Genomic DNA, 25,906 nt, shown 5'->3' with positions numbered 1-25,906 from the left:
CTCAGCACCAGCGCGGCAAGCCCTCGAACTGCTGCGCACCCTCCCCCGAGAAGCGGATCAGCTCCGACAGGGGCACGGTCGCCAGGTTGTCGCGCCCGTAGTGCCCGCCGAGCGCGCTGGGAATCTTGAGGCAGTACGTGCGGTCATCGGTCAGCGGGCCGAGCGTGGATTCGGCCAGGTCGACCAGTTCCGGCATGTACCAGTCGTTCAGGAAGTCCTGGTTGTAGGACAGGGCGTCGAGCGCGGCGCGGTCTTCGGCGACCGGTTCGCAGCACAGGTCTTGCGGCCGCAGCCGCCAGTAGCTGCCGTCGGCGTCGCGAATGATCAGATTGCCGAAGGCGTTGGCGCCCAGCACTTCGACGGCGCTCAAGCCCACCCAGCCCCAGGCCTCGTTAATGTCGTCAACAGTAATCATGGTCGAACCCGTTATTCGCATGAAATTCAGGATGAACTCAGCATGAGATCGTTGGCGCGGCCCGCATACAGCCGAGCCAGCCTGTTTTGGACAGTGCCGGGTTCGCCAGGTGCCGTCAAAGCGCAGTCCGCTTGATCCTGGTCGAGGATATTTCGGGAAGGAAAAAGGGCCGGAAAATGAAAAAGCCGCTGATCCCAAGGAATCAACGGCTTCGAATTTGGTTGCGGGGACAGGATTTGAACCTGTGACCTTCGGGTTATGAGCCCGACGAGCTGCCAGACTGCTCCACCCCGCGTCTGATGAAATGAATTATACGCCCCTTCGGCACTTTAGGCAAACTCAATCCCAGCCCAATGTGCGATTGCAGCACGAACGGGGCCTCCGGCAGGCATATGGCCGGGCGCAGTCGGCCCGCGCTGGCGGCACAGCCGGGCCATTCGGGTGTAAAGTAGGCATACATTCATTTTCGCCATTTTTTATGAAATTCTGTTCCGAGTGCGGCCATCCGGTCGCGCTGGCCATTCCCGAAGGCGACAACCGGCCGCGCCATGTGTGCACCCAGTGCGGCACGATTCATTACCAGAACCCCAAGATGGTGATCGGTACGATTCCAGTGTGGGAACATGAAGGAGAGCTCCAGGTCCTGCTGTGCCGGCGCGCGATCGAACCGCGCTACGGTTACTGGACCCTGCCGGCGGGTTTCATGGAAAACGGCGAGACCACGGGTGAAGCCGCAGCGCGCGAGACCGACGAGGAAGCCGGCGCCAACATCGAGCTCGGCAATCTGTTTGCCCTGCTCAATGTCGCCCACGTGCACCAGGTCCACATGTTCTACCTGGCCAGCCTGCGCAACCTGGAATTCAACCCGGGCGAGGAAAGCCTGGAAGTGCAGATGTTTTCCGAGCGCGACATTCCCTGGGACGAGCTGGCTTTCCCGACGATCCGCAAGACCCTGGAACTGTTCTTTGCCGACCGCGTCAAAATGCGCGAGGGCGGACAACAGGCCGGTTACGGGTTCCACAGCCACGACATCGTCCGTCCGATGGTCGCACCGCGCGAACCCGACTGAGCAGGCAGGCACGTCATGATTCCCTGGCTCGACACGCATACGCCGTTTCCCGACGTGTCCGAGGCGCTTACCATCGACGCGCCCGGCCTGCTCGCGGCCGGCGCCGACCTGTCGCCGCAGCGCCTGCTGCTGGCCTACCAGAACGGCATCTTCCCCTGGTTCTCCGAAGGCCAGCCCATCCTCTGGTGGAGCACCGACCCGCGCATGGTGCTCTACACAAGCGAGTTCAAGATCAGCGACAGCCTGAAGAAGACCCTGCGCCGCGTCGAGCGCAGCCGCACCGAAGGCGGACGCTGGACGGTCAAGTTCGACAGCGATTTCGAGGGCGTGATGCGCGCCTGCGCCGCCCCGCGCAAGGACGGGCCCGGCACCTGGATTTCCGAAGACATCATCGCCGGCTACGGCGGCCTGCACCGGATGGGGTATGCGCACTCGTCCGAAGTCTGGCTCGACGGCGAACTGGTCGGCGGCGCCTACGGCGTGTGCATCGGCCGCATGTTCTATGGCGAGTCGATGTTCGCGCGCGTTTCCGACGCCTCGAAGGTCGCGCTTGCCTACCTGGTCGCTTTCCTGCGCGCGCATGGCGTGCGGATGATCGACTGCCAGCAGGAGACCGGCCACCTGGCCTCCCTGGGCGCGGCGCCGATTCCGCGCAGCGTCTTCCTGCAGCACCTGCGCGCCGCGATCCGCGAGCGCGCCATCGAACGCTGGGAAGTGGCGCCACCGTTGGGCACTTAACCGTGCGCGCCCCCTTCCTTCGTTAGAATAGGTTCATCACGTCGTCTCGAGAGTTCTGCATGACGCACCTTAATGACCTGCCCTTCTCCACGCTGCAGTTCTACACGACCGCACCCTATCCCTGCAGCTACCTCGACGCGCGCCAGGCGCGCTCGCAGGTGGCCACGCCTTCGCACCTGATCAATGCCGACGTGTATTCCGAGCTCGTGAAGAACGGCTTCCGCCGCAGCGGCATCTTCACCTACCGGCCCTATTGCGACGGCTGCCAGGCCTGCATCCCGGTGCGTGTGCGCTGCGCCGATTTCGCGCCCAGCCGCACCCAGCGCCGGGCCTGGAAGCGCCATGCGGATCTCACCGCCATGGTCGCCAACCTCTCGTTCTCGGACGAGCACTACGCGCTCTACCTGCGCTACCAGACCACCCGCCACGTCGGCGGTGGCATGGACCAGGACAGCCGCGACCAGTACGCCCAGTTCCTGCTGCAAAGCCGGGTCAACACGCGCCTCGTCGAGTTCCGCGAGCCCGACGGCCTGCTCCGCATGGTCTCGATCATCGACGTCCTGTCCGACGGCCTGTCCTCGGTCTACACCTTCTTCGATCCGGACGTGCCCGGCGCGTCCTTCGGCACCTACAACATCATGTGGCAGGTCGGCCAGGCGCGCGAGCTGGGCCTGCCCTTCGTCTACCTCGGCTACTGGATCGAGCAGAGCCCGAAGATGGCCTACAAGATCAACTTCCGGCCGCTGGAGGCGCGCATCAACGGGAAGTGGGGCATCCTGGATCGTTAAGATTCCGGCTCCGTGATATGCCGGCTCCGTGATATGCCGGCTCCGTGATCGTGCTGGATGATCTTGCTGCCAACTATCACCGGGTGGACGGGAGACCCGTCCACCTACGGCTTATCCGCACTGATGTCGATAAGGCACACGCGCACGGTACAATGGCGCGACCATTTTTACGAGCGCTCCATGTCCGACAAATTCCTGTACACCCTCGCCCGCCCCCTGCTGTTCACGCTGCCGCCTGAAACCGCCCACAACCTGACCCTGCCGGCCCTGCGCCGCGCCGCCGAGCGCGGCATGACCGGCATGTTCAAGAAGCCCGCGCCCGACCCGCGGGTCGTGATGGGCATCACCTTCCCGAACCCGGTCGGCCTCGCCGCCGGCCTGGACAAGGACGGCGCCTACATCGACGGCCTGGCGGCGCTCGGCTTCGGCTCGATCGAGATCGGCACCGTCACCCCGCGCGCCCAGGCCGGCAACCCGAAGCCGCGCATGTTCCGCCTGCCGGCCGCGCAGGGCATCATCAACCGCATGGGCTTCAACAACGGCGGCGTCGACGCCTTTGTCGCCAACGTGCAGGCCTCGCGCTTCTACCAGGAGAAGCAGGGCGTGCTCGGCCTGAACATCGGCAAGAACGCCGACACGCCGATCGAACGCGCGGCCGAGGACTACCTGCACTGCCTGCGCAAGGTCTACCCGTACGCGAGCTACGTCACCGTCAACATCTCCTCGCCGAACACCAAGAACCTGCGCCAGCTGCAGGGCGCATCCGAACTGGACGACCTGCTGTCGCAGCTGAAGGCTGAGCAGACGCGCCTGGCGGACCAGACCGGCCGCTATGTACCGCTGACCCTGAAGATCGCACCCGACCTCGACATCGACCAGATCCAGAACATCGCCGGCGCCCTGCTGCGCCACAAGATCGATGGCGTGATCGCCACCAACACCACGCTCAGCCGCAACCACGTCGCCGGCATGCGCCACGGCCACGAAACCGGCGGCCTGTCCGGCGCCCCAGTGTTCGACCTGTCGAACATCGTGGTGCGCTCCATGAAGAAGGAACTGGGCGACGCGGTGCCGATCATCGGCGTCGGCGGCATCCTGTCGGGTGCGGACGCGAAGGAAAAGATGGCGGCCGGCGCCCAGCTGGTGCAGCTGTACAGCGGCCTGATCTACCGGGGTCCAGCGCTGGTGCGCGAGTGCGCGGACGCCCTGAAGGGGCACTAAGGAGAACGCGATGGAACGCAAACAGCTCGGCCGCACGGAGTTGACGGTGTCGAAGGTCTGCCTCGGCACCATGACCTTCGGCGAGCAGAATACCGAGGCAGACGCACATGCCCAGCTCGACTACGCGGTCGGGCGCGGCATCAACTTCATCGATACCGCCGAGATGTACCCGGTGATGGGCCGCGCCGAGACCCAGGGCTCGACCGAGCGCTTCATTGGCAGCTGGCTGAAAAAACGCGGCCGCCGCGACAACCTGGTGATCGCCTCCAAGATCGCCGGCCCGAACGCGAACATGGGTTGGATCCGCGGCGCTTCCCACGACCTCGACGCGGCCAACGTGCGCGCGGCGGTGGAGACCAGCCTGCAGCGCCTCCAGACGGACTACATCGACCTCTACCAGGTCCACTGGCCGAGCCGGAACGTGCCGATTTTTGGTTCCAACAGCTTCAACCCGAAGCGCGAGCGTTCCAGCGTGCCGATCGAGGAAACCCTGGGCGCGCTCGACGAGATGGTCAAGGCCGGCAAGATCCGCCACATCGGCGTATCGAACGAAAGCCCCTGGGGCGTGTGCGAATACGTGAAGCAGAGCGAGACCAAGGGCTTGCCGCGCATCGCCACCATCCAGAACCTCTACAACCTGACCGCGCGCGCTTTCGAGACCACCCTGCTCGACGAGGCGTGCTTCCGCGAAGAGGTCAGCCTGCTGGCCTATAGCCCGCTCGCATTCGGGCAGCTGACGGCCAAGTACATCGACGATCCGAAAGCGCATGGGCGGCTGACGATCTTCCCGCCGAACTGGAGCCCGCGCTACGTGCGGCCCGAAGTGCTGGCGGCAACCCGCGAGTATGCGGCGCTGGCGCGCGCGAACGGCATGAGCCCGGCGCAGATGGCGCTGGCCTGGTGCTATTCGAGGTGGTTCGTGGGGTCGACCATCATCGGGGCGACCAATCTGGATCAGTTGAAGGAGAACATCGATGCGGCGGCCATCGTCCTGCCGCCGGAGGTGTGCGCGCAAATCGATGCGATCCACGCGCGCATCACGAACCCCGGACAGTAGACCCCGGCTCAGGGGCTCTTAACCGGCGCGGCGGTAGGTCGATGCCAGGTTAGGGAGGAAGTAAATGGCGTGGCGTCCGAGCCTGGCGGCCAGCGTATAGTACGCTGCCTTGCAGTTGCCGAGCCAGCCGGCGCGCCCACCCAGGTGGGCGCGCACCTCGCGGTAGCGGGCATAGTCTTCGAATTGCAGGAAGGTCGACACGCGACGAAAGCCCTCCATCGCGCCGAGCAGGCGCCGCGGCGACCAGAACAGGTTGTTGTGCTGCCTGCGGATGCGACCGAACGCACGCGCATAGAGGTTGCGTGCCGGCAGCGGCAACCAGTGGCAGAACGGCAGCTCGGTGTCGTGGCCGATGACGGGGAACAGCTTGTTCGGTGTCGTAATGACCAGCACGTCGCGCGTGATGCGTCCCAGTTCGCGCACGAACGCAGGGTCGACACCGGTGTGTTCGATCACTTCGACGCAATAGGCGGCATCGACCGACTGGTCGGGCAAGGGAATGGCGGCGATCGACGCGTTCACCCATTCCATCCGGTCCGCCACACCCAGGATGGCGGCAATGCGCTGCGCCGCCAGCAGGCGCTGCGCGTCGTATTCGATCACTACCACACGCACGCCTGCGCGCAGTGCGAAAGCAAGGGCCAGCCAGCCGTAGCCAGCGCCCACGTCCGCCACGCGCGCCGCACTCGGCTGCAGGCGCAGGAGCGGCTCGACGAAATCGTACACATACGAGGCGATCAGCCTGTCGAGGTCAAGATTGCGGTATTCGCTGCGCCTGAAATGGTCGACCTGGCGGATCGCCGCCTGCTGGGCCTGCGAGACCCAGCGCGGGCCCGGTTGTACAGGTGCCACTACCTGGCTGCCGTACGATTCCTCGATGTCATCCGACAGCTGTTCTGATGTTGGCACCACTTCTCCTTAACAATGATTTCCGGATGTATGGAAACCTTGCTAATTTAGCATAAGGAGAATGTTTCAAACAATCAGGAAGTGGCCACTTCCGCCTGCAAGGTCCGCTCGATATCCGACCGCGTAAACCCCGGCGCGAAGCGCTCGATGAAGTGGTAGGCATACGCCCGCAGATACGCTCCGCGCCGCACGGCCAGGCGCGTCACGTTGGGCGCGAACAGGTGCGAGGACTCGACCGCGCGCAGGCCCTTGTCGCGTCCGTGGTCGAAAGCCATCGAGGCGATGATCCCGACACCCATGCCCAGCGAGACGTACTGCTTGATGACGTCCGAGTCCATGGCGGTGAGCACGATGTCCGGCGTCAGGCCGGCGCTGCGGAAGGCTTCGTCGATGTGGCCGCGGCCGGTGTAGCCGACGTCGTAGGTGATCAGGGGATAATTGGCCAGGTCTTCCAGGCGCAGCGGCGTGCTGCCCAGCAGCGGGTGGCCGTCCGGCGCCACCACCACGTGGCTCCAGCGGTAGCACGGGAAGGACACCAGGTCCGGGAAGGCCGACAGGCCCTCGGTGGCGATGCCGATGTCGGCGCGGCCCGACAGTACCCATTCGGCGATGTGTTCCGGCGCGCTCTGCTGCAGGGCGATGCGCACGTTCGGGAAGGCGTTGCGGAAGGACTGCACCACCTGCGGCAGCGCGTAGCGCGCCTGGGTGTGGGTCACGGCAATGGTCAGCGTGCCGCTGTCCTGGGCCGCGTATTCCTGGCTGGCCTGGGCCAGGTTCTCCGCTTCCACCAGCAGGCGCTCGACGATCTTCAGGATGCCCTTGCCGGGCGCGGTCAGCCCGGTCAGGCGCTTGCCGTTGCGCTCGAAGATGACGACGCCGAGCTCTTCCTCGAGCTCGCGGATCTGGCGCGACACGCCCGGCTGCGAGGTGAACAGCGCGTTGGCGACGTCGGTCAGGTTGAAGTTGCGGCGCGCGGCCTCGCGGACCGAGCGCAGCTGCTGGAAGTTCATATGCCGCCTCCTTCGTCGACGAACACTTCGATGCGACGTGGACGCACGGTCAGCGTCTCGCCTTCCTTCAGGCCCAGGCGCGCGAAGCGCTCGTTCGGGATCACGGCCTCGATCAGCTGGGCGGTGTCGAGGCGCTCGAGGTCGAGCTGGGCCAGCGGACCGATCGCATGGGCGCGGCGCAGCTTGACGGCGATACCCTCCTGGCCCGGCTGGCCTGGCACATAGCGCTCCACGTCCAGGTCGTGCGGCCGCACGTAGCCGACGCCCGAGGCGTTGTTCACGCCGTTCAGGCTGGGGGCGTCGAACAGGGCGTCGCCGCTGGCCAGCACGCCTTCGTGCACGCGGCCGTGGAACAGGTTGACGTTGCCGAGGAAGCCGTAGACGAAAGGCGAAGCCGGCTGGTTATACACACTCTCCGGGGTGCCGAGCTGCTCGACGCGGCCCTTGTTCATCAGGACCACCTGGTCGGCCACTTCCAGCGCCTCTTCCTGGTCGTGGGTGACGAAGATGGAAGTGACGTGCAGCTCGTCGTGCAGGCGGCGCAGCCAGCGGCGCAGTTCCTTGCGCACCTTGGCGTCCAGGGCGCCGAAGGGTTCGTCGAGCAGCAGCACGCGCGGCTCCACGGCGAGGGCGCGCGCCAGGGCGATGCGCTGGCGCTGGCCGCCGGACAGTTGCGGCGGGTAGCGGTCGGCGATCCAGTCGAGCTGCACCAGCTCCAGCAACTGCTTGACCTTGGCGCGGATCTGGTCTTCGGAGGGGCGCTCGCGGCGCGGCTTCACGCGCAGGCCGAAGGCGACGTTCTCGAACACGGTCATGTGCTTGAACAGCGCATAGTGCTGGAACACGAAGCCGACCTGGCGCTCGCGCACGTGGCGGTGCGAGGCGTCCTGGCCGTCGAGCAGGACCGAACCGGAATCCGGATGCTCGAGGCCCGCGATGATGCGCAGCAGCGTGGTCTTGCCGCAGCCCGAAGGACCGAGCAAGGCGGTCAGCTGGCCGTCGGGGAACTGCAGCGAGACGTCGTCGAGCGCGGTGAACTGGCCGAACTGTTTGCGGATGTGTTGGACTTCGATCGTCATTGCGCGTGCTCCGTGTTGCCGGCGTCGCTACTCCTGGACTGGTGCAGGCGCCATTCGATAAAGGTTTTGACGGCCAGCGTCACCAGCGCAAGCAGCGCCAGCAGCGACGCGATCGCGAACGCGGCCGTGAAGTTGTATTCGTTGTAGAGGATTTCCACCTGCAGCGGCATGGTATTGGTCTCCCCGCGGATGTGGCCCGAGACCACCGACACGGCGCCGAACTCGCCCATCGCGCGCGCATTGCACAGGATGACGCCGTACAGCAGGCCCCACTTGATGTTCGGGAGCGTCACGCGCCAGAAGGTCTGCCAGCCGCTGGCGCCCAGCACCAGGGCCGCCTCTTCCTCCTCGGTGCCCTGCTGCTGCATCAGCGGGATCAGCTCGCGCGCGACAAACGGGAAGGTGATGAACACGGTCGCCAGCACGATGCCCGGCACCGCGAACAGGATCTTGATGTCGTGCGCGGCCAGCCACTCGCCGAACCAGCCCTGGGCGCCGAACAGCAGCACGTAGATCAGGCCGGCGATCACCGGAGACACCGAGAACGGCAGGTCGATCAGGGTCAGCAGGATGCTCTTGCCGCGGAAGTCGAACTTGGCAATCGCCCAGGCGGCGGCCACGCCGAACACCAGGTTCAGCGGCACGGAAATGCCGGCGGCGATCAGGGTCAGCTTGATGGCCGAGACCGCATCCGGGTCGAGGATGGATTCGACGTAGGTGTCCCAGCCGCGCTTGAGCGCTTCGGTGAACACGGCGACCAGCGGCACGAACAGGAACAGCGTCAGGAAGATCAGCGCGACGGCGATCAGCGTCCAGCGCACCCAGTTCGGCTCGAAGGTATTGGTTTTCGGCGCGCGCGACCTTGCCGGCGCGGCGACGGTGGGTTTATCGACGATGGTATCGAGTGCAGCGCTCATTTCTTGCCCGCCCGTTTGCGCGTCCATGCCTGGAGCAGGTTAATCGTCAGGAGCAGGATGAACGAGATGATCAGCATCACGACCGCGATTGCGGTGGCGCCGGCATAGTCGTACTGCTCCAGTTTGGTGATGATGAAGAGCGGCGTGATCTCGGAGACCATCGGCAGGTTGCCGGCGATGAAGATGACCGAACCGTATTCGCCGGTGGCGCGGGCAAAGGCCAGCGCGAAACCGGTCAGCAGGGCTGGCACGATCGAGGGCAGGATCACGCGGAAGAAGGTCTGCAGGGGACTGGCGCCCAGGCTGGCTGCCGCTTCTTCGAGCTCGCGCTCGGCCTCTTCCAGCACCGGCTGCACGGTGCGAACCACGAAAGGCAGGCCGATGAAGGTCAGCGCCACCACCACGCCCAGCGGCGTGAACGCGACCTTGATACCGAGCTTGTCGAGATACTGGCCGATCCAGCCGTTCGAGGAATACAGGGCGGTGAGCGTGATGCCGGCCACGGCGGTCGGCAGCGCGAACGGCAGGTCGACCAGGGCGTCGATGAAGCGCTTGCCCGGAAACTTGTAGCGCACCAGCACCCAGGCGACGATGCCGCCGAAGACGACGTTGAGCGCCGCGCCGATCAGCGAGGCGCCGAAGGTGAGTTTGTAGGAAGCGACCACGCGCTCGGAGGTGACGGCGCTCCAGAAGGCTTCCCAGCTCATGGTGAAGGTCTTGAGGAAGACGGCCGAGAGCGGGATGAGCACGATCAGTGCAAGGTAAAAGATCGTGAACCCGAGCGAGAGCCCGAAACCGGGTATGACCCGGCCGGGTGCGCGTGCTTGCGGGATGGAAGTCATGGGTGCCTTATTACATTTTCTTCTAACAGGCTGACATAATCTCACGCAATTTTCATAATACAAACGAAGGAATCTTCATTTGCATAGACGAATTACGCTATTAGCACGCTGAACTTCATAAGCTCGGTAAATGAATCAGAGTGCTTAACAAAACCTTCAGGGCAAGGCGCGTCGTCGAAGACAGTACGAGCGTACGGCGAGACGACGCAACGCCGCCATGGAGGTTTTTGTTAGGCACTCTTAGTAGATCAATTTGGCTGCCACGCCGGTCAGCGTCATCGCCAGCAGTGCGCGCAGGAAGCGCTCCGGCACCTTGCGCGCCAACATGGAACCCAGGGTGATGCCAGGCAGCGAACCGATGAGCAAGGTCAGCAGCAGCATCCAGTCGATCGAGCCCAGCCACCAGTGACCGAAGGCGGCGATCGCGGTCAGCGGCACGGCATAGGCGATGTCGGTGCCCGCCACTTCGGCCGGGGTCAGCTTCGGGTAGAGCATGACCAGCAGGGTCGCGCCGATGGCGCCGGCGCCGATCGACGAAATGGTGACGAGCACGCCGAGGATGGCGCCGGAGAGGATAGTGGCGGCAGTCAGGGCCCTGCCCTGCAGCTGGCGTCCCGGATGGGCATTGATCCAGGCCAGCATGCGGCGCCGGAACAGCAGCGCGACCACGGTCAGCATGACCGAGCCGGCGATCGAATAGCGGATGAGCTGGCCGATCTGCGCGTCGAGCGCGCCGTAGTGGCGCAGCCACAGTGTGGCGACCAGCGCTGCCGGCAGCGCGCCCAGGCAGAGCCGGCGCACGATGGCCCAGTTGACCGTGTTGTTGAAGCGGTGGGTAATGGTGCCCGCGCTCTTGGTGATCGAGGCAAAGGCCAGGTCGGTGCCGACCGCGACGGTCGGCGAAACGCCGAAGAGCAGCGTGAGCAGCGGCGTCATCAGCGAACCGCCGCCGACGCCCGTCATGCCTACCAGGAGACCGACCCCGAAGCCGGCCGTAATGTATGTCATCAACATGCTGTACCCTCAAGTGAACCCAAGAGTAAGCCGGGTCAGCCGTTGGACAAACGACAGCTTCCTTATTTGCTTATGCGTGCAGTGGGGATGAGGGTGCGGATGATTGCTCGGGAGTAGGATTCGTTATGCGGTTTTCGTAGGGTGGGCACCTGTGCCCACGCGGGATCACCGGTCAAGATCATGCGGCTTAACCGGAACGCCGCGAACCTCGGCCTACCGGCTTACGTTGCGATATGCCACGGTCGTACGGCGTGGACACAGGTGTCCACCCTACGCCCTTCGATGAGGTTTCGACCGATCGAAGGGCGCGCATGCCGGCACGCGCAGCGGGCCGGCAGCGGCGTTTGCATACTTACTTGTTCGGCTGCGGCGTCAAACGCAGGTAAGGACGCGGCGCGGTGTAGCCCTTCGGATACTTCTGCTTGAGCTGTTCCGGGTCCTGCACGGTCAGCGGGATGATCACGTCGTCGCCATCCTTCCAGTTGCCCGGGGTGGCCACGGTGTAGCCGTCGGTCAGCTGCAGGGCGTCGATGACACGCAGCACTTCGTCGAAGTTGCGGCCGGTGCTCATCGGGTAGGTGATGATCAGGCGCACCTTCTTGTTCGGGTCGATCACGAACAGCGAGCGCACGGTGGCGGTAGCCGACTGGTTCGGGTGGATCATGTCGTACAGCTCGGACACCGACTTGTCGGCGTCGGCGATGATCGGGAAGCCGACCACGGTCTGCTGGGTTTCCTCGATATCCTTGATCCATTCGCGGTGCTGCTCGGCCGGGTCGACCGACAGCGCGATCGCCTTCACGTTGCGCTTGTCGAATTCGGGCTTGAGCTTGGCGGTCAGGCCCAGTTCGGTAGTGCAGACCGGGGTGAAGTCGGCCGGGTGCGAGAACAGCACCACCCAGGAGTCGCCCGCCCACTCGTGAAAGCGGATGCGGCCGATGCTGGAATCCTGCTCGAAGTCAGGTGCGGTGTCGCCGAGGCGTAAGCTCATGGTTTTCTCCATAGTTGAGGACGAGGATGTACGGCGTCACCATGGCGCCGTACTGACAATTCAGCCATTGTGCGGCATTTTGGGCAAGCTTGCCGAGCTGTCACGCAAACCGGTTGTAGAGCACCGTGCCCCAGGTGATGGCGGCCAGCAGAACCGTCAGGCCGACGGCGGCGCTGCCGAAATCCTTGGCGTTCTTCGACAAGGGGTGGCGTTCGAGCGAGATGCGGTCGACCACGGCCTCGAAGGCGGAGTTGATCAGTTCGACGATCAGCACCAGCAGCAGGACGCCGATCAGCACCAGGCGCTCGAAGGCGGACACCGGCAGCACGAAGGCGAAAATCACGCCGAGCGCGAACACCAGCACTTCCTGGCGGAAGGCATGTTCGATGCGCCAGGCCGTTGCCAGGCCCTGGATCGAATAATTGGACGCATTGATGATGCGCCGGAACCCACCCTTGCTTTTGAATTCGCTGACCGGATCTTCCATTTCATTTCCAACGAGACATACAGAGTTGTCATTATGCCTGTTCCCCCGCATACCGGGGCTTCCAGGCATTAGATGCTGGACACTAGCGAATCGGTCGACGCTTTTTCGCATTATGGTATAAAGTAGAGACGATACTGCACTGCACCAACCACATCATGAAAATCGAAACCCTTGAACCAGCCAAGACATCGATCCAGGTGATTGAACGCATGGTCGCGCTGCTCGATGCGCTGGCAAACTATCCCGACCCGGTCAGCCTGAAAGAACTCTCCAAGGTATCGGGTCTGCACCCTTCCACTGCGCACCGCATCCTGAACGACATGGTGGTCACGCGCTTCGTCGACCGCGTCGAGCCGGGCACCTACCGCCTGGGCATGCGCCTGCTGGAACTGGGGAACGTGGTCAAGAGCCGCCTGTCGGTGCGCGAAGCGGCGCTCGACTTCATGCGCAACCTGCACAAGAAGACCCAGCAGACGGTGAACCTGTCGGTGCGCCAGGGCGACGAGATCGTCTACATCGACCGTGCCTTTTCCGAGCGCTCCGGCATGCAGGTGGTGCGTGCGATCGGTGGACGCGGTCCGCTGCACCTGACCTCGACCGGCAAACTCTTCCTCTCGGTCGACGAGCCGAAGGCGATCCGCGCCTATGCGACCCGGACCGGCCTGGCCGGCCATAACAAGAATTCGATCACCGATCTTGCCAAGCTCGAGCGCGAACTGAGCCTGGTGCGGGCGCGCGGCTATGCGCGCGACAACGAGGAACTGGAGCTGGGGGTGCGTTGCATGGCCGCCGGGATCCATGACGACAGCGGGAAATTGGTGGCCGGCCTGTCGATCTCGGCGCCGGCCGACCGCCTGCAGGAAGAATGGCTCGACGACCTGGTGCATACCGCCGGGCAGATTTCGGCCACCTTGGGCTTCCGCCCCGCCTCGGCAGCCTGATCTTTGAGCGCCCTGTCCGTTCCCAGGCAAGGCGCATTATCGAGGCGTCGTAGAGTGGCACGCTGTGCCCACGCGTTACGTGCCCATCCTTTCCACGTTGGCTGCAAGCTCTCGCCCGCCAACGTCAATCCAGACTGGGTTGCGTCCATCGCATGTTTTGCGGGCGATCATTCCTCGTACGTGACTCTGCGTAACGCGTGGGCACGGGGTGCACCCTACAGGTCTGTTCCGGCAGGCTGTCAGCGCTTCTGGAGGACTGTCGCCGCCGACACGGTCGAGAACGAGGTGTGCGTTCCCTCGCTGGCGGTGGCCGGCGTGGCGGCGTGGACCGCCGGCACGATGCTGTCGGGTGTGAGCGCCTCGAGCCAGCGGCGCATGCGCCCCGCGTCGGCGGTACGCGACATCTTCCCTTTCGAATCCAGGAAGACCATGATCACATTGCGTCCCTGGATCATCGCCTGCATCACCAGGCAGCGTCCCGCTTCGTTGATGAAACCGGTCTTCTGCAGGCCAATGTTCCAGTCCGGCAGCGCCACCAGGTAATTCGTGTTCGAGTAGCGCATCGGGCGGCCGCTCGCCTCGACCACCCAGTTCGGGTCGGTCGAGTACTGGCGCAGCAGCGGCTTCTGGTGGGCATGGGCGACCAGCTTGGCCAGGTCGCGCGCGCTCGACACGTTCTGGCTCGACAGCCCGCTGGAGTCGACGTAGCGGGTGTCGTTCATGCCCAGCTCCTTCGCCTTGGCGTTCATCGCGGCGACAAAGCCCTCGATGCCGCCGGGATAGTTGCGGCCCAGGGCGGAAGCGGCCCGGTTCTCGGAACTCATCAGCGCGATGTGCAGCAGGTTGCCGCGGGTCATGCGCGCGCCGACCGGCAGGCGCGAGCTGCTGTACTTGAGGCGGTCGACGTCGGCATTCGTGATCGTCAGCATCTCGTTGAGATCCTGGCCGGCCTCGACAACGACCAGGCCGGTCATCAGCTTGGTGATCGAGGCGATCGGCAGCGCGACGTTGGCGTTCTTCTCGAACAGCACCTCGGAGCTGTTCTGGTCGAGCACGAAGGCGACGTTCGAGCGCAGCGACAGCGGGTCATCCGTCTTGTGCAGGCCGGCCAGGTCGCCGGCGGTGCGCATTGCGGCCACGGTCGGGGCGGCCTTGCGCACGACATGGTAGGTGACGCGGCGCTTGCCGTTGACCTTGGTAACCCGGCGCACCATGCGCTGGCGGTTGTCGTCGGCGATGGCCTGCGCCACCTCCTTGCGCTTGGCGCGCCTGGACTTCGCGGCCGCTTTCTTCTTGACCGGCTTCTTGGCGGCCTGGCGCTTCTGCTTGGCCGAGCTGGCCTGGCTACCCGCGCCGGCGCCGGCCGCGGAGACCGGCTCCGCCACCAGGAACAGCGATACCAGGATGGCCAACGCAAGCTTAATCATCTGCACTCCCTCTGCTTACGGAACTGATGAGCTATAACTCAAGTGTAGTCGTGTTGAACTCAAGTACAAGCAGATTTAACACTGTGGCGTTCATTTTGCCCCACCTCAACGGCTTATGGCGCGCGGCGAGGGGGGACAAATTTTTCCTGGCGTTTAAATGTGCTCGTGCCGCAACATGTCATTCCATAAAGTGCACAAACGAAGCAAGCGGTTCGCGTTCGGTCACGAGCGAGTTCTCGATCTTCGCAGGATCGGCCCAGCCCAGCGCCATGCCGCACACCACCGTTTCGTTGGCAGGCAATTGCAGTTGCTCGGCAATGATGCGGTGGTACTGGGTGAAGGCAGCCTGGGGGCAGGTGTCGAGCCCGCGTCCGCGCGCCGCCACCATGATGTTCTGCAGGAACATGCCGTAGTCGAGCCAGGAGCCCTGCTCCATGACGCGGTCGATCGTGAAGATCAGGCCGACCGGGGCGTCGAAGAAGCGGAAATTGCGCGCATGCTGGGCCGCCATCCCCGCCTTGTTGTCGCGCGTCAAACCCAGCAGGCTGTATAGATCCCAGCCCACCTTGCGCCGGCGGTCGACGAAGGGCGAGACCCATTCGCGCGGGTAGTAGGCGTATTCCTCGGTGTGCTGGCGCGACAGCTCCGGGTCGAGGTGCACCGCCAGGATCGCTTCCGACAGGCTGCTGCGCGCCTGTCCGGTCAGCACATACACCTTCCACGGCTGGGTGTTCGTGCCCGAGGGCGCGCGCGACGCCACTTCGAGGATTTTCTCGATGTCCTCGCGCGCAACCGGCTGGTCGAGGAAAGCGCGGATCGAGCGGCGCGAGGTGATCGCGGCATCGACCGCTTCTTGCTGCTGGCTTGAAATCATGAAGTCTCCTGTTTCTTGACGACGAATGCGACACCGACGACGGCCACCGCCATGCCCGCCAGTCCGAGCAGGCCGAGAACCTCGCCGAACAGCAGCCAGGCCATGACGGCGGTCGTTGGCGGGGTGAGGTAGAGCAGGCTCGTCACCTCGGTGGCGGCGCTGCGGCTGATCAATCGGAACAGCAGGAAGATCGCGCCGATCGACAACGCGAAGACCGACCACAGCAAGGCGCCAAGGAAGTGGATGTTCCACTCTACCTTTGACAACGACAAATCGAACTGTTCCAGAACGATCGCCAGCGGCAGCAATGCCGCCACCGTGGCGCCGAACTGGATCACGGTGCCGGTACGCAGATCGAACTGGGGGCAATAACGCTTCTGGTACATGGTGCCGGCGGTAATCGAAATGAGCGCCAGCACGCAATACAGGATGGGGGTGGCGGACAGGCCGGCCAGGTCGATCTTGGCCGCCACCACGAGAGCGACGCCGAGCAGGCCCAGGGCCAGGCCCAGCCACTGGCGCGGCAGCACGCGTTCGCCGATGAGCGGCGCGGCCACCGCGGTGAGGATGGGCTGCATGCCGACGATGAGGGCGGACAGGCCGGCCGGCATGCCGATCTTGATGGCGCTCCAGACGCCACCCAGGTACCCCGCCTGCAGCAGCAGGCCGGCGACGGCGACATGCCTGACGCGCCCTGTCGGCCAGGGCGCGCGCCAGAGCAGCACGACGGGCACCAGCACCAGCAGCACGCCCAGGCAGCGCAGGATGAGGAAGGTCAGCGGCGGCGCGTACGGCAGGCCGTATTTGGCGGCGATGAAGCCGGTGCTCCACAGCACGACGAAAAACAGCGGCAGCGGGGCCAGCCAGCGGTGGGCGGCGCGCGTAGCGCCTGGGGTCGCGGTCGAATGGGCCATGATGATGGAAAGTGCGCGGCGGGCCGGGCAGCTGGTGTAAATGACAAGTCTAGCACGGGCGGCAACAAGTTTTTTCCAAGCCGAAAAACAACCCGGAATCGATGGCAAAGCCGCCAATAAAGTTGTTCAGAAGTATTTCATCCGATGCAAGGACACAACAAATATTGCCCACATGGTGCGACGCACCAAAAACGCTTGACCTGTCCGCCAAAGTGAGGAAAAATTTGCTCTGTTGCGGTGCACAATACTTCCGATGCACCGGCCAGCCTTCCCGCTTCACCGGTCCCTAGTAGCATTCACTCATATAACGTCTTGTTTGGAGAACCACATGTTTGCAATCCCAGAGCAGTTCTCGAATGCCACCAAAGCAAACCTCGAGTCGCAGTTCGCCCTGCTGTCCTCGCTGACCTCGAAGACCTTCGAAAGCATGGAAAAGCTGGTTGAGCTGAACATCAACACCGCTCGCGCCACGCTGTCGGACGGCTCGACCGCCGCACGCCAGCTGCTGTCGGCCAAGGATCCGCAGGAATTCTTCCAGCTGTCCGCTTCGCAAGCCCAGCCGACCGCCGAGAAAGCCCTGTCGTACAGCCGCCAGCTGGCCTCGATCGCCACCGGCACCGGCGCCGAATTCTCGAAAGCCGCCGAAAGCCAGATCGTCGAAGCCAACCGCAAGGTCATCGCCCTGGTCGACGAAGTCAGCAAGAACGCACCTGCCGGTTCGGAAACCTTCGTTGCCGCCGTCAAGACCGCGATCAGCAACGCCAACGCCGGTTACGAGCAGTTCAGCAAGACCACCAAGCAGGCTGTCGAAGCCATCGAAAGCAACATGAACGCGGCCATCTCGCAGTTCTCGACCGTCGCCGCCAAGGCGCCGGCCGCCGCCGCCAACGCCGCTTCGGCTGCCGCAGCGTAAGCTTCGAGCGTCAGTAAAAACAACGGGGCTGGTCGACGATGTCGACCGGCCCCGTGTTCGTTTACACCCGCCTGTCCTTGCGCGTAGGGTGGGCACCCCGTGCCCACGCGGAACTGTGATCAGTGTTTCAACTACTACACCTGACGACGCTGGCAACCATTCACAGCGACGGGGCGGACACGCGGCGTGCGGTGGTACTGTCAAGGCTTTCGATGACGCCACCTTTCGCGTGGGCACGGGGTGCCCACCCTACTCCCCCAGATACGCCGCCTGCACGCGCGGATCATGCAGCATGTCCGCTGCCGGCCCGGTCATCGTGATCGCGCCCGACTCCATCACATAGCCGCGGTGCGCGGCCTGCAGGGCCAGTTTCGCGTTCTGCTCGACCAGCAGGATGGTGATGCCCTGCTGCGACACCTCGCGGATCACTTCAAAAATTTTCTCGACCATGATCGGCGCCAGGCCCATCGACGGCTCGTCCAGCAGCAGCAGGGTCGGGTGGCACATCAGGGCGCGCGCCATCGCCAGCATCTGCTGCTCGCCGCCGGACAGGGTGCCGGCCAGCTGGGCCGAGCGTTCCTTCAGGCGCGGGAAGACCGCATACCACTTCTCGATGTCGGCCTCGATGCCCGCCTTGTCGTCGCGCGTGTAGGCGCCCATCAACAGGTTCTCGTGGATCGACATGCGCGTGAACACCCCGCGCCCTTCCGGCACCATGGCCAGCTTGCGCTGCACCAGCCGGAACGACTGGCTGCCCTTGAGCGGCTCGCCCAGGTAGGTGATCGTTCCTTCGACCTTCGCGGTCGGCAGCGTGCCGGTGATGGCTTTCAGGGTGGTGGTCTTGCCGGCGCCGTTGGCGCCGATCAGGGTAACCAGTTCGCCCCGGTTCACTTCCAGGTCGATGCCCTTGACGGCCTTGATGCCGCCGTAGGCCACCTGCAGGCCCTGGATCTTCAGAATGTTCTCGCTCATCAGTGAGCACCTCCCAGGTAGGCTGCGATGACCGCCGGGTCGCGCTGGATATCGGCCGGCAGCCCTTCGGCGATGCGCTTGCCGTATTCGAGTACGGTAATGCGGTCGCACAGGCCCATCACCAATTTCACGTCGTGCTCGATCAGGAGCACGGTCTTGCCTTGCGCCTTGATCCTGACCAGCAGCTCGCGCAGCGCCAGCTTCTCGGTGGCGTTCATGCCGGCCGCCGGCTCGTCCAGGGCCAGCAGCTGGGGTTCGGTCGCCAGCGCGCGGGCGATTTCCAGGCGGCGCTGGTCGCCGTAGGACAGGTATTTCGCGGTGCGGTTGGCAAACTGGCCGATGCCCACGAACTCCAGCAGTTCCTGGGCCTTCGCGCGGATTGCCGCTTCCTCCTCGCGCGCCGCCTTGTGGCGGAAGATGGCGCCGAACACGCCCTGTTTCGTGCGCACATGGCGCCCGACCATGACGTTCTCCAGCGCGCTCATCTCGCCGAACAGGCGGATGTTCTGGAAAGTGCGCGCAATGCCGGCCTTGGCCACCGCATGCGGCGCCGAAGGCGAATACGGCTTGCCGGCCAGTTCGAACGTTCCACTATCCGGCTGGTACAGCCCGGTGATCACGTTGAAGAAGGTGGTCTTGCCGGCGCCGTTCGGGCCGATCAGGCCGACAATCTGGCCGCGCTCGATGCGGATGGCGACGTCGGTCAGGGCCTGCAGGCCGCCGAAGCGTTTGTTCACACCCGAAATATTCAGCAGGATGTCGCTCATGCCTTGGCCTCCGCTTCGTCCTCGCGCGCCAGGGCCGCGTTCGGGCGCTCCTCCTTGTTCGGCGACGGCCACAGACCGGCCGGACGCACCAGCATGATGCCCACCAGCGCCAGGCCGTAGAGCAGCTGGCGCAGCACCTCGGCCTCGACGATCTTCTCGCCGAACAGCGCGACCTGGGCCGGCTCGACGACGTGGCGCAGGATCTCCGGCAAGGCCGCCAGCAGCACGCCGCCCAGCACCACGCCCGGGATATGGCCGATCCCGCCCAGCACCACCATTGCCAGCACGGCGATCGATTCGGTCAGCGCGAACGATTCCGGCGAAACGAAGCCCTGGAAGGCGGCAAACATGGCGCCGGCCACGCCGCCGAAAGAAGCGCCCATCGAGAAGGCCAGCAGCTTGACGTTGCGGGTGTTGATGCCCATCGCCTTGGCCGCGATCTCGTCCTCGCGGATCGCCACCCAGGCGCGGCCCAGGCGCGAATGCTGCAGCCGGCTGGTGATGAAGATGGTGGCGATGCACAAGGCCAGGAACAGGAAGTAGTAGGCGTTCACCGAGGGGATGCCGTAGCCGCCGATGTAGACCGTCGACTGCGACCCGGCCTCGCCCGCCAGCGAAACGCCGAAGATGCGGATCGGGTCGATCATGTTGATGCCCTGCGGGCCGTTGGTGATATTGATCGGCTCGATCAGGTTGTTCATGAAGATGCGGATGATCTCGCCGAAGCCCAGCGTCACGATCGCGAGGTAGTCGCCGCGCAGCTTCAGGGTCGGCGCCCCCAGCAGCGCGCCGAACAGGGCCGCGACCAGGGCCGCGAGCGGCACGATGGCCCACACCGACAGGTGGATGCCCTCCTGCTGGATTTCCGGGCCGAACATGGTCACCAGCCATTCCCCCAGGACTGGATAGTTGTAGACGACCGACTCGAGCAGGGCCGCGAACTGGGGCGAGGCGAACAGGCCGGTGAGGTAGGCGCCGACGGCGAAGAAGGCGATGTAGCCGAGGTCGAGCAGGCCGGCGAAGCCGACCACGATGTTCAGGCCCAGCGCCAGCATGATGTAGAGCAGCGCCAGGTCGATGATGCGGACCCAGGAGTTGCCGTATTGCGAAGCAAAGAAGGGGAAGGCCAGCATCACGACCAGCAGCAGGACCATGTTGAGGCGGGCCTGGCGGGGGCGGTGCTGGAGGTCGAAGGTGATGAGCGACATGGTCCCTCCTTACGCGCGGTCGGCGACGCGCTCGCCCATGATGCCGGACGGACGCACGGTCAGCACCAGGATCAGCACCACGAAGGCGAAGATGTCCTGGTAGTGGCTGCCCAGGAAGCCGCCGGTGGCTTCGCCGATGTAGCCGGCGCCGAGCGCTTCGATGATGCCCAGCAGCAGGCCGCCGATCATGGCGCCATAGATATTGCCGATTCCGCCCAGCACTGCGGCGCAGAAGGCCTTCAGGCCGGGCAGCACGCCCATGGTGAAGGTGATCGAGGCATAGTTCGCGCCCCACATCACGCCGGCCACGGCCGCCAGTGCGGCGCCGATGGCGAAGGTGGCGACGATCACGCGGTTCGAATCGACACCCATGAGCCCGGCCACGCGCGGGTTCTCGGCCACGGCGCGCATCGCACGTCCCATTTTGGTGCGCTCGACCAGCAGGACGAGCGCCACCATGGCGATCGCGGCCAGTGCCAGCAGCAGCACCTGGGTCTGCGAAATCATGGCGCCGCCGATCATGATCGGCTCGGACGAGAGCAGTTGCGGGAAAGGCAGCGGACTGCGGCCCCAGAACGGCATGGCCATGACGAAGGTCTGCAGCAGGATCGAAACGCCGATCGCGGTGATCAGCGGTGCCAGGCGCGGCGCGTTGCGCAGGCGACGGTAGGCGATGCGTTCGATCAGCACATTGACCAGCATGGCCACGGGAATCGCGCCCAGGATGGCAATCGCCAGCTGCAGGTAGCCCGGCAGGCCGGGGAAATGGGCGTCGAGCAGCTGCAGGATCGACAGGCCGACCATGGCCCCGATCATCAGGACGTCGCCGTGGGCAAAATTGATGAGGTTGAGCACCCCGTAGACCATCGTGTACCCGAGCGCGACCAGTGCGTACATGCTGCCTAGCACCAGCCCGTTGAGTATCTGCTGGACAAAAGTCTCCATCGTTTCCGCTGCCTTTTTATTCCGATAACAAAAACGGCACTTCGAGCTTCCCGAAGTGCCGTTGCCTGGCTGACCACTTGTTCACCGCGGCGCAGACCGTCTCCCCTCAGGAAGGACAGTTGCCAAGACAAAAATTCCGAGCGTCGCCATCATAGCGAGCTTTTTGAAAAACGAACAACGGAAAAATTGTTGCGGCGTTTGTTTGTTATCGAAAGAGCGGCAAGGATTACGCGACGTCGGCGCGCACGCCGTCCAGGCCTTTCGGCAGCGGGAAGGTCACGTTCTCTTCCACGCCCTCGAGCGCGCGCACGCTGGCGGCGCCCAGTTCCTTCAGGCGGTCGATGACGGCCTGCACCAGCACCTCGGGCGCCGAGGCGCCGGCGGTGACGCCGATGCGTTTCTTGCCTGCGATCCAGGTAGGGTCGATCTTGTCGGCATCGTCGACCATGTAGGCCGGCGTGCCCATCTTTTCGGCCACTTCGCGCAGGCGGTTCGAGTTCGAGCTGTTCGGGCTGCCGACCACGACCACGACTTCCACCTGCGGCGCCATGAATTTCACGGCTTCCTGGCGGTTGGTGGTGGCGTAGCAGATGTCGCCCTTCTTCGGCTCGATGATGTTCGGGAAGCGCTTTTTCAGCGCGGCGATGATGTCCAGGGTGTCGTCGACCGACAGCGTGGTCTGCGACACGTAGGCGAGCAGGTCCGGGTTGGCGACCTGCAGCTTCTCGACATCGTCGACGGTCTCGACCAGGTGCATGCCCTCTTCCGCCTGGCCCATCGTGCCTTCGACTTCCGGGTGGCCCTCGTGGCCGATCATGATGATCTCGGCGCCCTGCTTGCGCATCTTCGACACTTCCACGTGCACCTTGGTGACCAAGGGGCAAGTGGCGTCGAAGATCTTCAGGCCGCGCGCCTCGGCTTCGGCGCGCACGGCTTTCGAGACGCCGTGGGCCGAGAACACCAGCGTATTGCCGGCCGGGACGTCGTCGAGCTCCTCGATGAAGATCGCACCCTTGCTCCGCAGGTCGGCCACGACATAGGCGTTATGGACGATCTCGTGGCGCACGTAGATCGGCGCGCCGAACTGGCTCAGTGCGCGCTCGACGATTTCGATGGCGCGGTCGACGCCGGCGCAGAAGCCGCGCGGCTGGGCAAGCAGAATCTCGTTTTCCATAGCGTGTTCCTTTTACAGGACCGAAATCAGTTTCACTTCGAATTGCAGGGCCTGGCCGGCCAGCGGATGGTTGAAATCGAACAGCGCGCTGGTTTCGCGCATTTCCAGCAACACGCCGGCAAAGCGGCCACCCTTCGGCGCATTGAATTCGATCAGTTCGCCCACCTTGTAGTCGGCATCCGGCACCGAATTTTCTTCCAGCGTGGCCTTCGACACCGGCTGGATCAGCTCGGGATTGCGGTCGCCGAACGCCTCGGCCGCGCTCAGCTCGAAGGTTTCATGGGCGCCCTCCGGCAGGCCGATCAGGCGCTGCTCGAGGAAGGGCGCCAGCTGGCCCTGGCCCAGCAGCAAGGTGGCCGGCGTGCCGTTGAAGGTGGTGATCAGATCGGCGCCGCCCGCAATGGCGAGGCGGTAATGCAGGGTCAGGTAGGACGATTCGTTGACGACGGCGGGAGAAGCGTTGGACATGTTCGTTTCTGGTGACAGGCGGCCTGTTGCAGGCAAACCGCTATTGTAAGCCACCACCGCCGTTCCCGCCGCCGGTCGCCGCTTTTTTCGGCACGCTGCACAGCCCGTGCTGGGGCGATTGCGGCACGGGTGTCGCATGCACGCATCCGGCCGCGGGCGATGCGCGCATGTCGAATTGGTCAGTACGCATCACGAACGGATCACGATAATGCGAGCTCGACTGGCCTGGCCCCTGCCCGGCCGTCTGTTCATGACAGGAGCACCATGGGAATCAACGACTGGCCGGAACAGGACCGGCCGCGCGAACGGCTGGCGCGCGAAGGCGCGGCCGCGTTGTCCAACGCCGAGCTGCTGGCCATTTTCCTGCGCGTGGGCGTGCGCGGCCGCAGCGCGGTCGAGCTCGGCGGCCACATGCTCGCGCACTTCGGCTCGCTGCAGCGCCTGCTGCATGCGACGCCCCAGGAGTTTTCGGAAGTGCACGGCCTGGGCATGGCCAAGTATGCGCAACTGCAGGCCGTCATGGAATTGTCGCGCCGGGCGATCTCGGAACAGTTCTTCCGCCAGGCGCTGTGCTCGCCCGACGTGGTGAAGAACTACCTGCGCGCCAAGTTCGGCCTGCAGGCCTACGAATCCTTCGTGGTGCTGTTCGTGGACGTGAAGAACCGCCTGATCGATGCGCAGGAAATGTTTCGCGGCACGCTGACGCACACCAGCGTCTACCCGCGCGAAGTGGTCAAGGCGGCGTTGCGGCGTAATGCCTCGGGTGTCATGCTGGCACATAACCACCCGTCCGGCGAGTGTGCTCCCAGTGACGCCGACCTCAGCCTGACGCGCGCCCTGGCCCAGGCGCTGGCCCTGGTTGACGTGCGCGTGCTCGACCATTTTGTGGTGGCGGGGACACAGGTGCACTCGTTTGCCGAGCATGGCCAGCTGTGAAAAAACCTGCAGTTAACTGCGAGAAAACAAGAGGCTAGCCGCGATTTTGCAATTGTTAAATCCACAGACTGATTAAGGACACAATTGTTTTTCGCAAGTGATTGATTCCGCGATGGTTTTCACGCTATACTCTCGTTTTTCCAATCCTGGATATTCTTAAGGAGTGCACTATGGCACGTGTCTGCCAAGTTACCGGCAAGGGAGTGATGGTTGGCAACAACGTCTCCCACGCTAACAACAAAACCAAGCGTCGTTTCCTGCCGAACCTGCAGAACCGCCGCATCTTCGTGGAATCGGAAAACCGCTGGGTCTCCCTGCGTCTGTCCAACGCCGGTCTGCGCGTGATCGACAAGCTCGGCATCGACGCCGTCCTGGCCGACATGCGTGCCCGTGGCGAAAAAGTTTAATTAGGGAGCTATCATGGCAAAAACTGGCCGCGACAAAATCAAGCTGGAATCGACCGCAGGTACCGGTCACTTCTACACCACCACCAAGAACAAGCGCACGATGCCGGCGAAGATGGAAATCACCAAATTCGACCCGAAGGCACGTAAGCACGTGATCTACAAGGAAACCAAGATCAAGTAATCGATCTGGTGCAGTAGACGAAAAGCCGCCCACGCAAGTGCGCGGCTTTTTTTATTGCGCGCGCCTTCTCGTGGCGTCGCCAGACTGCGCAGGAAGGCCCGGCCTACCGGCCGCCCCGCCTGCCCGAGTCCGTCCGGGCAGGGCGAAAAAAAGAGCGGGACATGCCCGCTCTTGTCGTTGTTGCCGATTGCTTTGCGATTTACGCCTTGTTCGCACGCTTGCGCGCGACCATGCCGGCGCCCAGCATCGCGATGCCGAACAGGGCCAGCGAGCCCGGCTCCGGCACTTCAGCCAGTTTGAACTGGCCGTTGTTCGAGACGAAGAAGTACTGGTCCGGTGCGTTGGCATAAGCTTCGCCGTTGCAGCCAGCGCCGCCGAAGCCGGCGAATTCACAAGCAACTTCGCTCACCAGATTCTCGACGCCACCCGGCTTGCCAACGGTATTCGCATTCGTGAAGGCGAAGGACAGGATGGATTCCTTCGACAAGTCCTTGCCGTTACCACGGAAGAAATAGCCTTCCGCCAGGCTGCCCACGTCTGCCTGTGCGCGCACGCTGACCTGGCCATTCTTTACCGGGCTGCCGCTTGCATCGACCAGGCCGCCGCCGCCGGCCAGTACATTGAATTCGGCGATCAGGTTGCCCAGGTTCGCGCCGTACACGCCCTCGGTGGTGCCGTACTGGTTATCGGTCGGGTTCTGGTACATGCGGATGGTGCCGCCAGTGAACGTGAACGAGCCATCGAACTTGCCGGTGCCCTGGGCCTGGAAGACTGCCGAGATGTTGCCGCCCTTGTATTTGGACGGGAACAGCGCGCCATTGCTGTCGGCTTGCACGATGTTGAAGACTGCGTGCTCAACGAAGGTGAACGAACCCGTTCCGGTTGGGGTCAGCTGAATAAACGCATTGCCGTTGAAATCCAAATATTCATTCACGCTCTGGCCCGCAGCGTACCCGCCGCCATTCGGATTGAACACCCAATCGTTCAGCACGACGCCTGCTTGGGCGGCGTTGAACGAAAGGGCCAGGGCTGCAGCGCAGGTCAGCTTCTTCAGAAGTTTCATGGTTAGCTCTTTATGGTGGGATCGATTTTTAACGACATGAGCTAATGAGCAATCTTGTGCCAACACAACGTTTACTATTTGAATCAATTACTTAAAGGAATTTGGATTATTCGATCAGCAATGACTGCAAGAAAACTCGACAGTATTGGATCTCTGCGCACTACGATGCCCTGCTTGGC

29 protein-coding genes and 1 tRNA gene are annotated in these 25,906 nt (G+C 63.9%); 10 read left to right on the top strand and 20 right to left on the bottom strand.

All coding sequences use genetic code 11. The features are described 5' to 3' along the window. Position 1: 1 nt before the first annotated feature. Positions 2-415, bottom strand: a complete 414-nt coding sequence (locus ACSUZJ_RS06020; RefSeq protein WP_499414230.1) for a T6SS immunity protein Tdi1 domain-containing protein — start codon at positions 413-415, stop codon at positions 2-4. Positions 416-633: 218 nt separating this feature from the next. Next, positions 634-710, bottom strand: a tRNA-Met gene (locus ACSUZJ_RS06015). Positions 711-893: 183 nt separating this feature from the next. On the opposite strand from ACSUZJ_RS06015, the gene ACSUZJ_RS06010 reads away from it, so the two are divergent. The 5 genes from ACSUZJ_RS06010 (at position 894) to ACSUZJ_RS05990 (ending at position 5,288) form a co-directional block, all read left to right on the top strand. Then, positions 894-1,484 carry an NUDIX hydrolase gene (locus tag ACSUZJ_RS06010; RefSeq protein WP_499414228.1) on the top strand — a complete coding sequence of 197 codons (591 nt, stop codon included), beginning with the start codon at positions 894-896 and terminating at the stop codon, positions 1,482-1,484. Positions 1,485-1,499: 15 nt separating this feature from the next. Beyond that, positions 1,500-2,222 (top strand): leucyl/phenylalanyl-tRNA--protein transferase, encoded by a 723-nt coding sequence (gene aat / locus ACSUZJ_RS06005; protein ID WP_499414226.1) that lies wholly within the window; start codon positions 1,500-1,502, stop codon positions 2,220-2,222. 59 nt (positions 2,223-2,281) lie between these two features. After that, positions 2,282-3,010, top strand: a complete 729-nt coding sequence (locus ACSUZJ_RS06000; protein WP_499414224.1) for an arginyltransferase — start codon at positions 2,282-2,284, stop codon at positions 3,008-3,010. A gap of 180 nt (positions 3,011-3,190) precedes the next feature. Beyond that, entirely contained in the window at positions 3,191-4,231 is a 1,041-nt protein-coding gene (locus tag ACSUZJ_RS05995) for a quinone-dependent dihydroorotate dehydrogenase (RefSeq protein WP_499414222.1), read from the top strand. 10 nt (positions 4,232-4,241) lie between these two features. Beyond that, the gene (locus tag ACSUZJ_RS05990; RefSeq protein WP_499414220.1) at positions 4,242-5,288 is read left to right on the top strand and encodes an aldo/keto reductase; all 1,047 of its coding nucleotides are present in this window, start codon (positions 4,242-4,244) and stop codon (positions 5,286-5,288) included. Positions 5,289-5,306: 18 nt separating this feature from the next. Here the strand turns inward: ACSUZJ_RS05990 and ACSUZJ_RS05985 are convergent, their stop codons facing one another. From ACSUZJ_RS05985 to ACSUZJ_RS05950, 8 genes are all read right to left on the bottom strand, one after another. Further along, complete coding sequence (locus tag ACSUZJ_RS05985) at positions 5,307-6,197, bottom strand: class I SAM-dependent methyltransferase (protein WP_499414218.1); 891 nt, start codon at positions 6,195-6,197, stop codon at positions 5,307-5,309. Positions 6,198-6,271: 74 nt separating this feature from the next. Then, on the bottom strand, positions 6,272-7,207 hold the full coding sequence (locus ACSUZJ_RS05980) for a CysB family HTH-type transcriptional regulator (RefSeq protein ID WP_499414216.1): 936 nt from the start codon (positions 7,205-7,207) through the stop codon (positions 6,272-6,274). After that, positions 7,204-8,286 (bottom strand): sulfate/molybdate ABC transporter ATP-binding protein, encoded by a 1,083-nt coding sequence (locus ACSUZJ_RS05975; RefSeq protein ID WP_499414214.1) that lies wholly within the window; start codon positions 8,284-8,286, stop codon positions 7,204-7,206. The genes ACSUZJ_RS05980 and ACSUZJ_RS05975 overlap by 4 nt, the downstream gene beginning before the upstream one ends. Beyond that, a complete protein-coding gene (gene cysW, locus ACSUZJ_RS05970) occupies positions 8,283-9,203 on the bottom strand; it encodes a sulfate ABC transporter permease subunit CysW (RefSeq protein ID WP_499414212.1) in 921 nt (306 codons plus the stop codon). The genes ACSUZJ_RS05975 and cysW overlap by 4 nt, the downstream gene beginning before the upstream one ends. Further along, positions 9,200-10,045 carry a sulfate ABC transporter permease subunit CysT gene (gene cysT / locus ACSUZJ_RS05965; RefSeq protein WP_312548039.1) on the bottom strand — a complete coding sequence of 282 codons (846 nt, stop codon included), beginning with the start codon at positions 10,043-10,045 and terminating at the stop codon, positions 9,200-9,202. The genes cysW and cysT overlap by 4 nt, the downstream gene beginning before the upstream one ends. 240 nt (positions 10,046-10,285) lie before the next feature. Further along, positions 10,286-11,059 carry a sulfite exporter TauE/SafE family protein gene (locus ACSUZJ_RS05960; RefSeq protein WP_499414210.1) on the bottom strand — a complete coding sequence of 258 codons (774 nt, stop codon included), beginning with the start codon at positions 11,057-11,059 and terminating at the stop codon, positions 10,286-10,288. 352 nt (positions 11,060-11,411) lie between these two features. Beyond that, entirely contained in the window at positions 11,412-12,050 is a 639-nt protein-coding gene (locus ACSUZJ_RS05955) for a peroxiredoxin (RefSeq protein WP_499414208.1), read from the bottom strand. 100 nt (positions 12,051-12,150) lie between these two features. Then, positions 12,151-12,537, bottom strand: coding sequence for a diacylglycerol kinase (locus ACSUZJ_RS05950; RefSeq protein ID WP_499414206.1), 387 nt, complete (start codon positions 12,535-12,537; stop codon positions 12,151-12,153). Between the two features lie 155 nt (positions 12,538-12,692). Between ACSUZJ_RS05950 and ACSUZJ_RS05945 the strand changes: the two genes are divergently transcribed. Next, a complete protein-coding gene (locus ACSUZJ_RS05945; RefSeq protein ID WP_499414204.1) occupies positions 12,693-13,478 on the top strand; it encodes an IclR family transcriptional regulator in 786 nt (261 codons plus the stop codon). A 239-nt stretch (positions 13,479-13,717) separates the two neighbouring features. Here the strand turns inward: ACSUZJ_RS05945 and ACSUZJ_RS05940 are convergent, their stop codons facing one another. From ACSUZJ_RS05940 to ACSUZJ_RS05930, 3 genes are all read right to left on the bottom strand, one after another. Next, complete coding sequence (locus ACSUZJ_RS05940) at positions 13,718-14,905, bottom strand: serine hydrolase (protein WP_499414202.1); 1,188 nt, start codon at positions 14,903-14,905, stop codon at positions 13,718-13,720. 178 nt (positions 14,906-15,083) lie between these two features. After that, positions 15,084-15,779, bottom strand: coding sequence for a nitroreductase (locus ACSUZJ_RS05935; protein ID WP_499414200.1), 696 nt, complete (start codon positions 15,777-15,779; stop codon positions 15,084-15,086). Next, positions 15,776-16,693, bottom strand: a complete 918-nt coding sequence (locus ACSUZJ_RS05930; protein WP_499414198.1) for a DMT family transporter — start codon at positions 16,691-16,693, stop codon at positions 15,776-15,778. Before ACSUZJ_RS05930 ends, ACSUZJ_RS05935 begins: the two co-directional genes overlap by 4 nt. A 328-nt stretch (positions 16,694-17,021) precedes the next feature. Here ACSUZJ_RS05930 and ACSUZJ_RS05925 point away from each other — a divergent pair, with 328 nt between their 5' ends. Further along, positions 17,022-17,606 carry a phasin family protein gene (locus tag ACSUZJ_RS05925; protein ID WP_499414196.1) on the top strand — a complete coding sequence of 195 codons (585 nt, stop codon included), beginning with the start codon at positions 17,022-17,024 and terminating at the stop codon, positions 17,604-17,606. 249 nt (positions 17,607-17,855) lie between these two features. Here the strand turns inward: ACSUZJ_RS05925 and ACSUZJ_RS05920 are convergent, their stop codons facing one another. From ACSUZJ_RS05920 to ACSUZJ_RS05895, 6 genes are all read right to left on the bottom strand, one after another. Further along, a complete protein-coding gene (locus ACSUZJ_RS05920; protein WP_499414194.1) occupies positions 17,856-18,578 on the bottom strand; it encodes an ABC transporter ATP-binding protein in 723 nt (240 codons plus the stop codon). Beyond that, positions 18,578-19,345 (bottom strand): ABC transporter ATP-binding protein, encoded by a 768-nt coding sequence (locus ACSUZJ_RS05915; protein ID WP_499414192.1) that lies wholly within the window; start codon positions 19,343-19,345, stop codon positions 18,578-18,580. Before ACSUZJ_RS05915 ends, ACSUZJ_RS05920 begins: the two co-directional genes overlap by 1 nt. Next, positions 19,342-20,553 carry an ABC transporter permease subunit gene (locus ACSUZJ_RS05910; RefSeq protein ID WP_499414190.1) on the bottom strand — a complete coding sequence of 404 codons (1,212 nt, stop codon included), beginning with the start codon at positions 20,551-20,553 and terminating at the stop codon, positions 19,342-19,344. The genes ACSUZJ_RS05915 and ACSUZJ_RS05910 overlap by 4 nt, the downstream gene beginning before the upstream one ends. Positions 20,554-20,562: 9 nt before the next feature. After that, entirely contained in the window at positions 20,563-21,498 is a 936-nt protein-coding gene (locus tag ACSUZJ_RS05905) for a branched-chain amino acid ABC transporter permease (protein WP_499414188.1), read from the bottom strand. A 226-nt stretch (positions 21,499-21,724) separates the two neighbouring features. Then, entirely contained in the window at positions 21,725-22,672 is a 948-nt protein-coding gene (ispH, locus tag ACSUZJ_RS05900; protein WP_499414186.1) for a 4-hydroxy-3-methylbut-2-enyl diphosphate reductase, read from the bottom strand. 12 nt (positions 22,673-22,684) lie between these two features. Then, positions 22,685-23,140: an FKBP-type peptidyl-prolyl cis-trans isomerase gene (locus ACSUZJ_RS05895; protein ID WP_499414184.1), complete on the bottom strand. Its 456-nt coding sequence runs from the start codon at positions 23,138-23,140 to the stop codon at positions 22,685-22,687. Positions 23,141-23,404: 264 nt separating this feature from the next. Between ACSUZJ_RS05895 and radC the strand changes: the two genes are divergently transcribed. From radC to rpmG, 3 genes are all read left to right on the top strand, one after another. Next, entirely contained in the window at positions 23,405-24,076 is a 672-nt protein-coding gene (gene radC / locus ACSUZJ_RS05890; RefSeq protein WP_499414182.1) for a RadC family protein, read from the top strand. 170 nt (positions 24,077-24,246) lie between these two features. After that, entirely contained in the window at positions 24,247-24,483 is a 237-nt protein-coding gene (rpmB, locus tag ACSUZJ_RS05885; RefSeq protein ID WP_026354825.1) for a 50S ribosomal protein L28, read from the top strand. A gap of 13 nt (positions 24,484-24,496) precedes the next feature. Further along, the gene (gene rpmG / locus ACSUZJ_RS05880; RefSeq protein ID WP_005665735.1) at positions 24,497-24,664 is read left to right on the top strand and encodes a 50S ribosomal protein L33; all 168 of its coding nucleotides are present in this window, start codon (positions 24,497-24,499) and stop codon (positions 24,662-24,664) included. A 199-nt stretch (positions 24,665-24,863) separates the two neighbouring features. On the opposite strand, the gene pepA is transcribed toward rpmG, so the two are convergent. After that, positions 24,864-25,793: a flocculation-associated PEP-CTERM protein PepA gene (gene pepA / locus ACSUZJ_RS05875; RefSeq protein WP_499414179.1), complete on the bottom strand. Its 930-nt coding sequence runs from the start codon at positions 25,791-25,793 to the stop codon at positions 24,864-24,866. Between the last annotated feature and the right edge of the window lie 113 nt (positions 25,794-25,906).

It is taken from the genome of Telluria sp. B2 (genome assembly GCF_051789535.1).
GTDB lineage: Bacteria > Pseudomonadota > Gammaproteobacteria > Burkholderiales > Burkholderiaceae_D > Telluria.
Note: the sequence above shows the minus strand (reverse complement) of the source record. Positions and strands in the feature narration are given on the sequence as shown.

Coding starts and splice junctions, on each gene's coding strand:
- ACSUZJ_RS05990 (WP_499414220.1), top strand. CDS start 4,242: ATGGAACGCAAACAGCTCGGCCGCACGGAGTTGACGGTGTCGAAGGTC.
- ACSUZJ_RS05925 (WP_499414196.1), top strand. CDS start 17,022: ATGTTTGCAATCCCAGAGCAGTTCTCGAATGCCACCAAAGCAAACCTC.
- ACSUZJ_RS05930 (WP_499414198.1), bottom strand. CDS start 16,693: ATGGCCCATTCGACCGCGACCCCAGGCGCTACGCGCGCCGCCCACCGC.
- ACSUZJ_RS05950 (WP_499414206.1), bottom strand. CDS start 12,537: ATGGAAGATCCGGTCAGCGAATTCAAAAGCAAGGGTGGGTTCCGGCGC.
- aat (WP_499414226.1), top strand. CDS start 1,500: ATGATTCCCTGGCTCGACACGCATACGCCGTTTCCCGACGTGTCCGAG.
- ACSUZJ_RS06010 (WP_499414228.1), top strand. CDS start 894: ATGAAATTCTGTTCCGAGTGCGGCCATCCGGTCGCGCTGGCCATTCCC.
- ACSUZJ_RS05975 (WP_499414214.1), bottom strand. CDS start 8,286: ATGACGATCGAAGTCCAACACATCCGCAAACAGTTCGGCCAGTTCACC.
- radC (WP_499414182.1), top strand. CDS start 23,405: ATGGGAATCAACGACTGGCCGGAACAGGACCGGCCGCGCGAACGGCTG.
- ACSUZJ_RS05995 (WP_499414222.1), top strand. CDS start 3,191: ATGTCCGACAAATTCCTGTACACCCTCGCCCGCCCCCTGCTGTTCACG.
- rpmG (WP_005665735.1), top strand. CDS start 24,497: ATGGCAAAAACTGGCCGCGACAAAATCAAGCTGGAATCGACCGCAGGT.
- ACSUZJ_RS06020 (WP_499414230.1), bottom strand. CDS start 415: ATGATTACTGTTGACGACATTAACGAGGCCTGGGGCTGGGTGGGCTTG.
- ACSUZJ_RS05935 (WP_499414200.1), bottom strand. CDS start 15,779: ATGATTTCAAGCCAGCAGCAAGAAGCGGTCGATGCCGCGATCACCTCG.
- ACSUZJ_RS05955 (WP_499414208.1), bottom strand. CDS start 12,050: ATGAGCTTACGCCTCGGCGACACCGCACCTGACTTCGAGCAGGATTCC.
- ACSUZJ_RS05940 (WP_499414202.1), bottom strand. CDS start 14,905: ATGATTAAGCTTGCGTTGGCCATCCTGGTATCGCTGTTCCTGGTGGCG.
- ACSUZJ_RS05920 (WP_499414194.1), bottom strand. CDS start 18,578: ATGAGCGAGAACATTCTGAAGATCCAGGGCCTGCAGGTGGCCTACGGC.
- ACSUZJ_RS05945 (WP_499414204.1), top strand. CDS start 12,693: ATGAAAATCGAAACCCTTGAACCAGCCAAGACATCGATCCAGGTGATT.
- ACSUZJ_RS05905 (WP_499414188.1), bottom strand. CDS start 21,498: ATGGAGACTTTTGTCCAGCAGATACTCAACGGGCTGGTGCTAGGCAGC.
- cysW (WP_499414212.1), bottom strand. CDS start 9,203: ATGAGCGCTGCACTCGATACCATCGTCGATAAACCCACCGTCGCCGCG.
- ACSUZJ_RS05895 (WP_499414184.1), bottom strand. CDS start 23,140: ATGTCCAACGCTTCTCCCGCCGTCGTCAACGAATCGTCCTACCTGACC.
- ACSUZJ_RS05980 (WP_499414216.1), bottom strand. CDS start 7,207: ATGAACTTCCAGCAGCTGCGCTCGGTCCGCGAGGCCGCGCGCCGCAAC.
- cysT (WP_312548039.1), bottom strand. CDS start 10,045: ATGACTTCCATCCCGCAAGCACGCGCACCCGGCCGGGTCATACCCGGT.
- ispH (WP_499414186.1), bottom strand. CDS start 22,672: ATGGAAAACGAGATTCTGCTTGCCCAGCCGCGCGGCTTCTGCGCCGGC.
- ACSUZJ_RS05960 (WP_499414210.1), bottom strand. CDS start 11,059: ATGTTGATGACATACATTACGGCCGGCTTCGGGGTCGGTCTCCTGGTA.
- ACSUZJ_RS05915 (WP_499414192.1), bottom strand. CDS start 19,345: ATGAGCGACATCCTGCTGAATATTTCGGGTGTGAACAAACGCTTCGGC.
- rpmB (WP_026354825.1), top strand. CDS start 24,247: ATGGCACGTGTCTGCCAAGTTACCGGCAAGGGAGTGATGGTTGGCAAC.
- ACSUZJ_RS06000 (WP_499414224.1), top strand. CDS start 2,282: ATGACGCACCTTAATGACCTGCCCTTCTCCACGCTGCAGTTCTACACG.
- ACSUZJ_RS05910 (WP_499414190.1), bottom strand. CDS start 20,553: ATGTCGCTCATCACCTTCGACCTCCAGCACCGCCCCCGCCAGGCCCGC.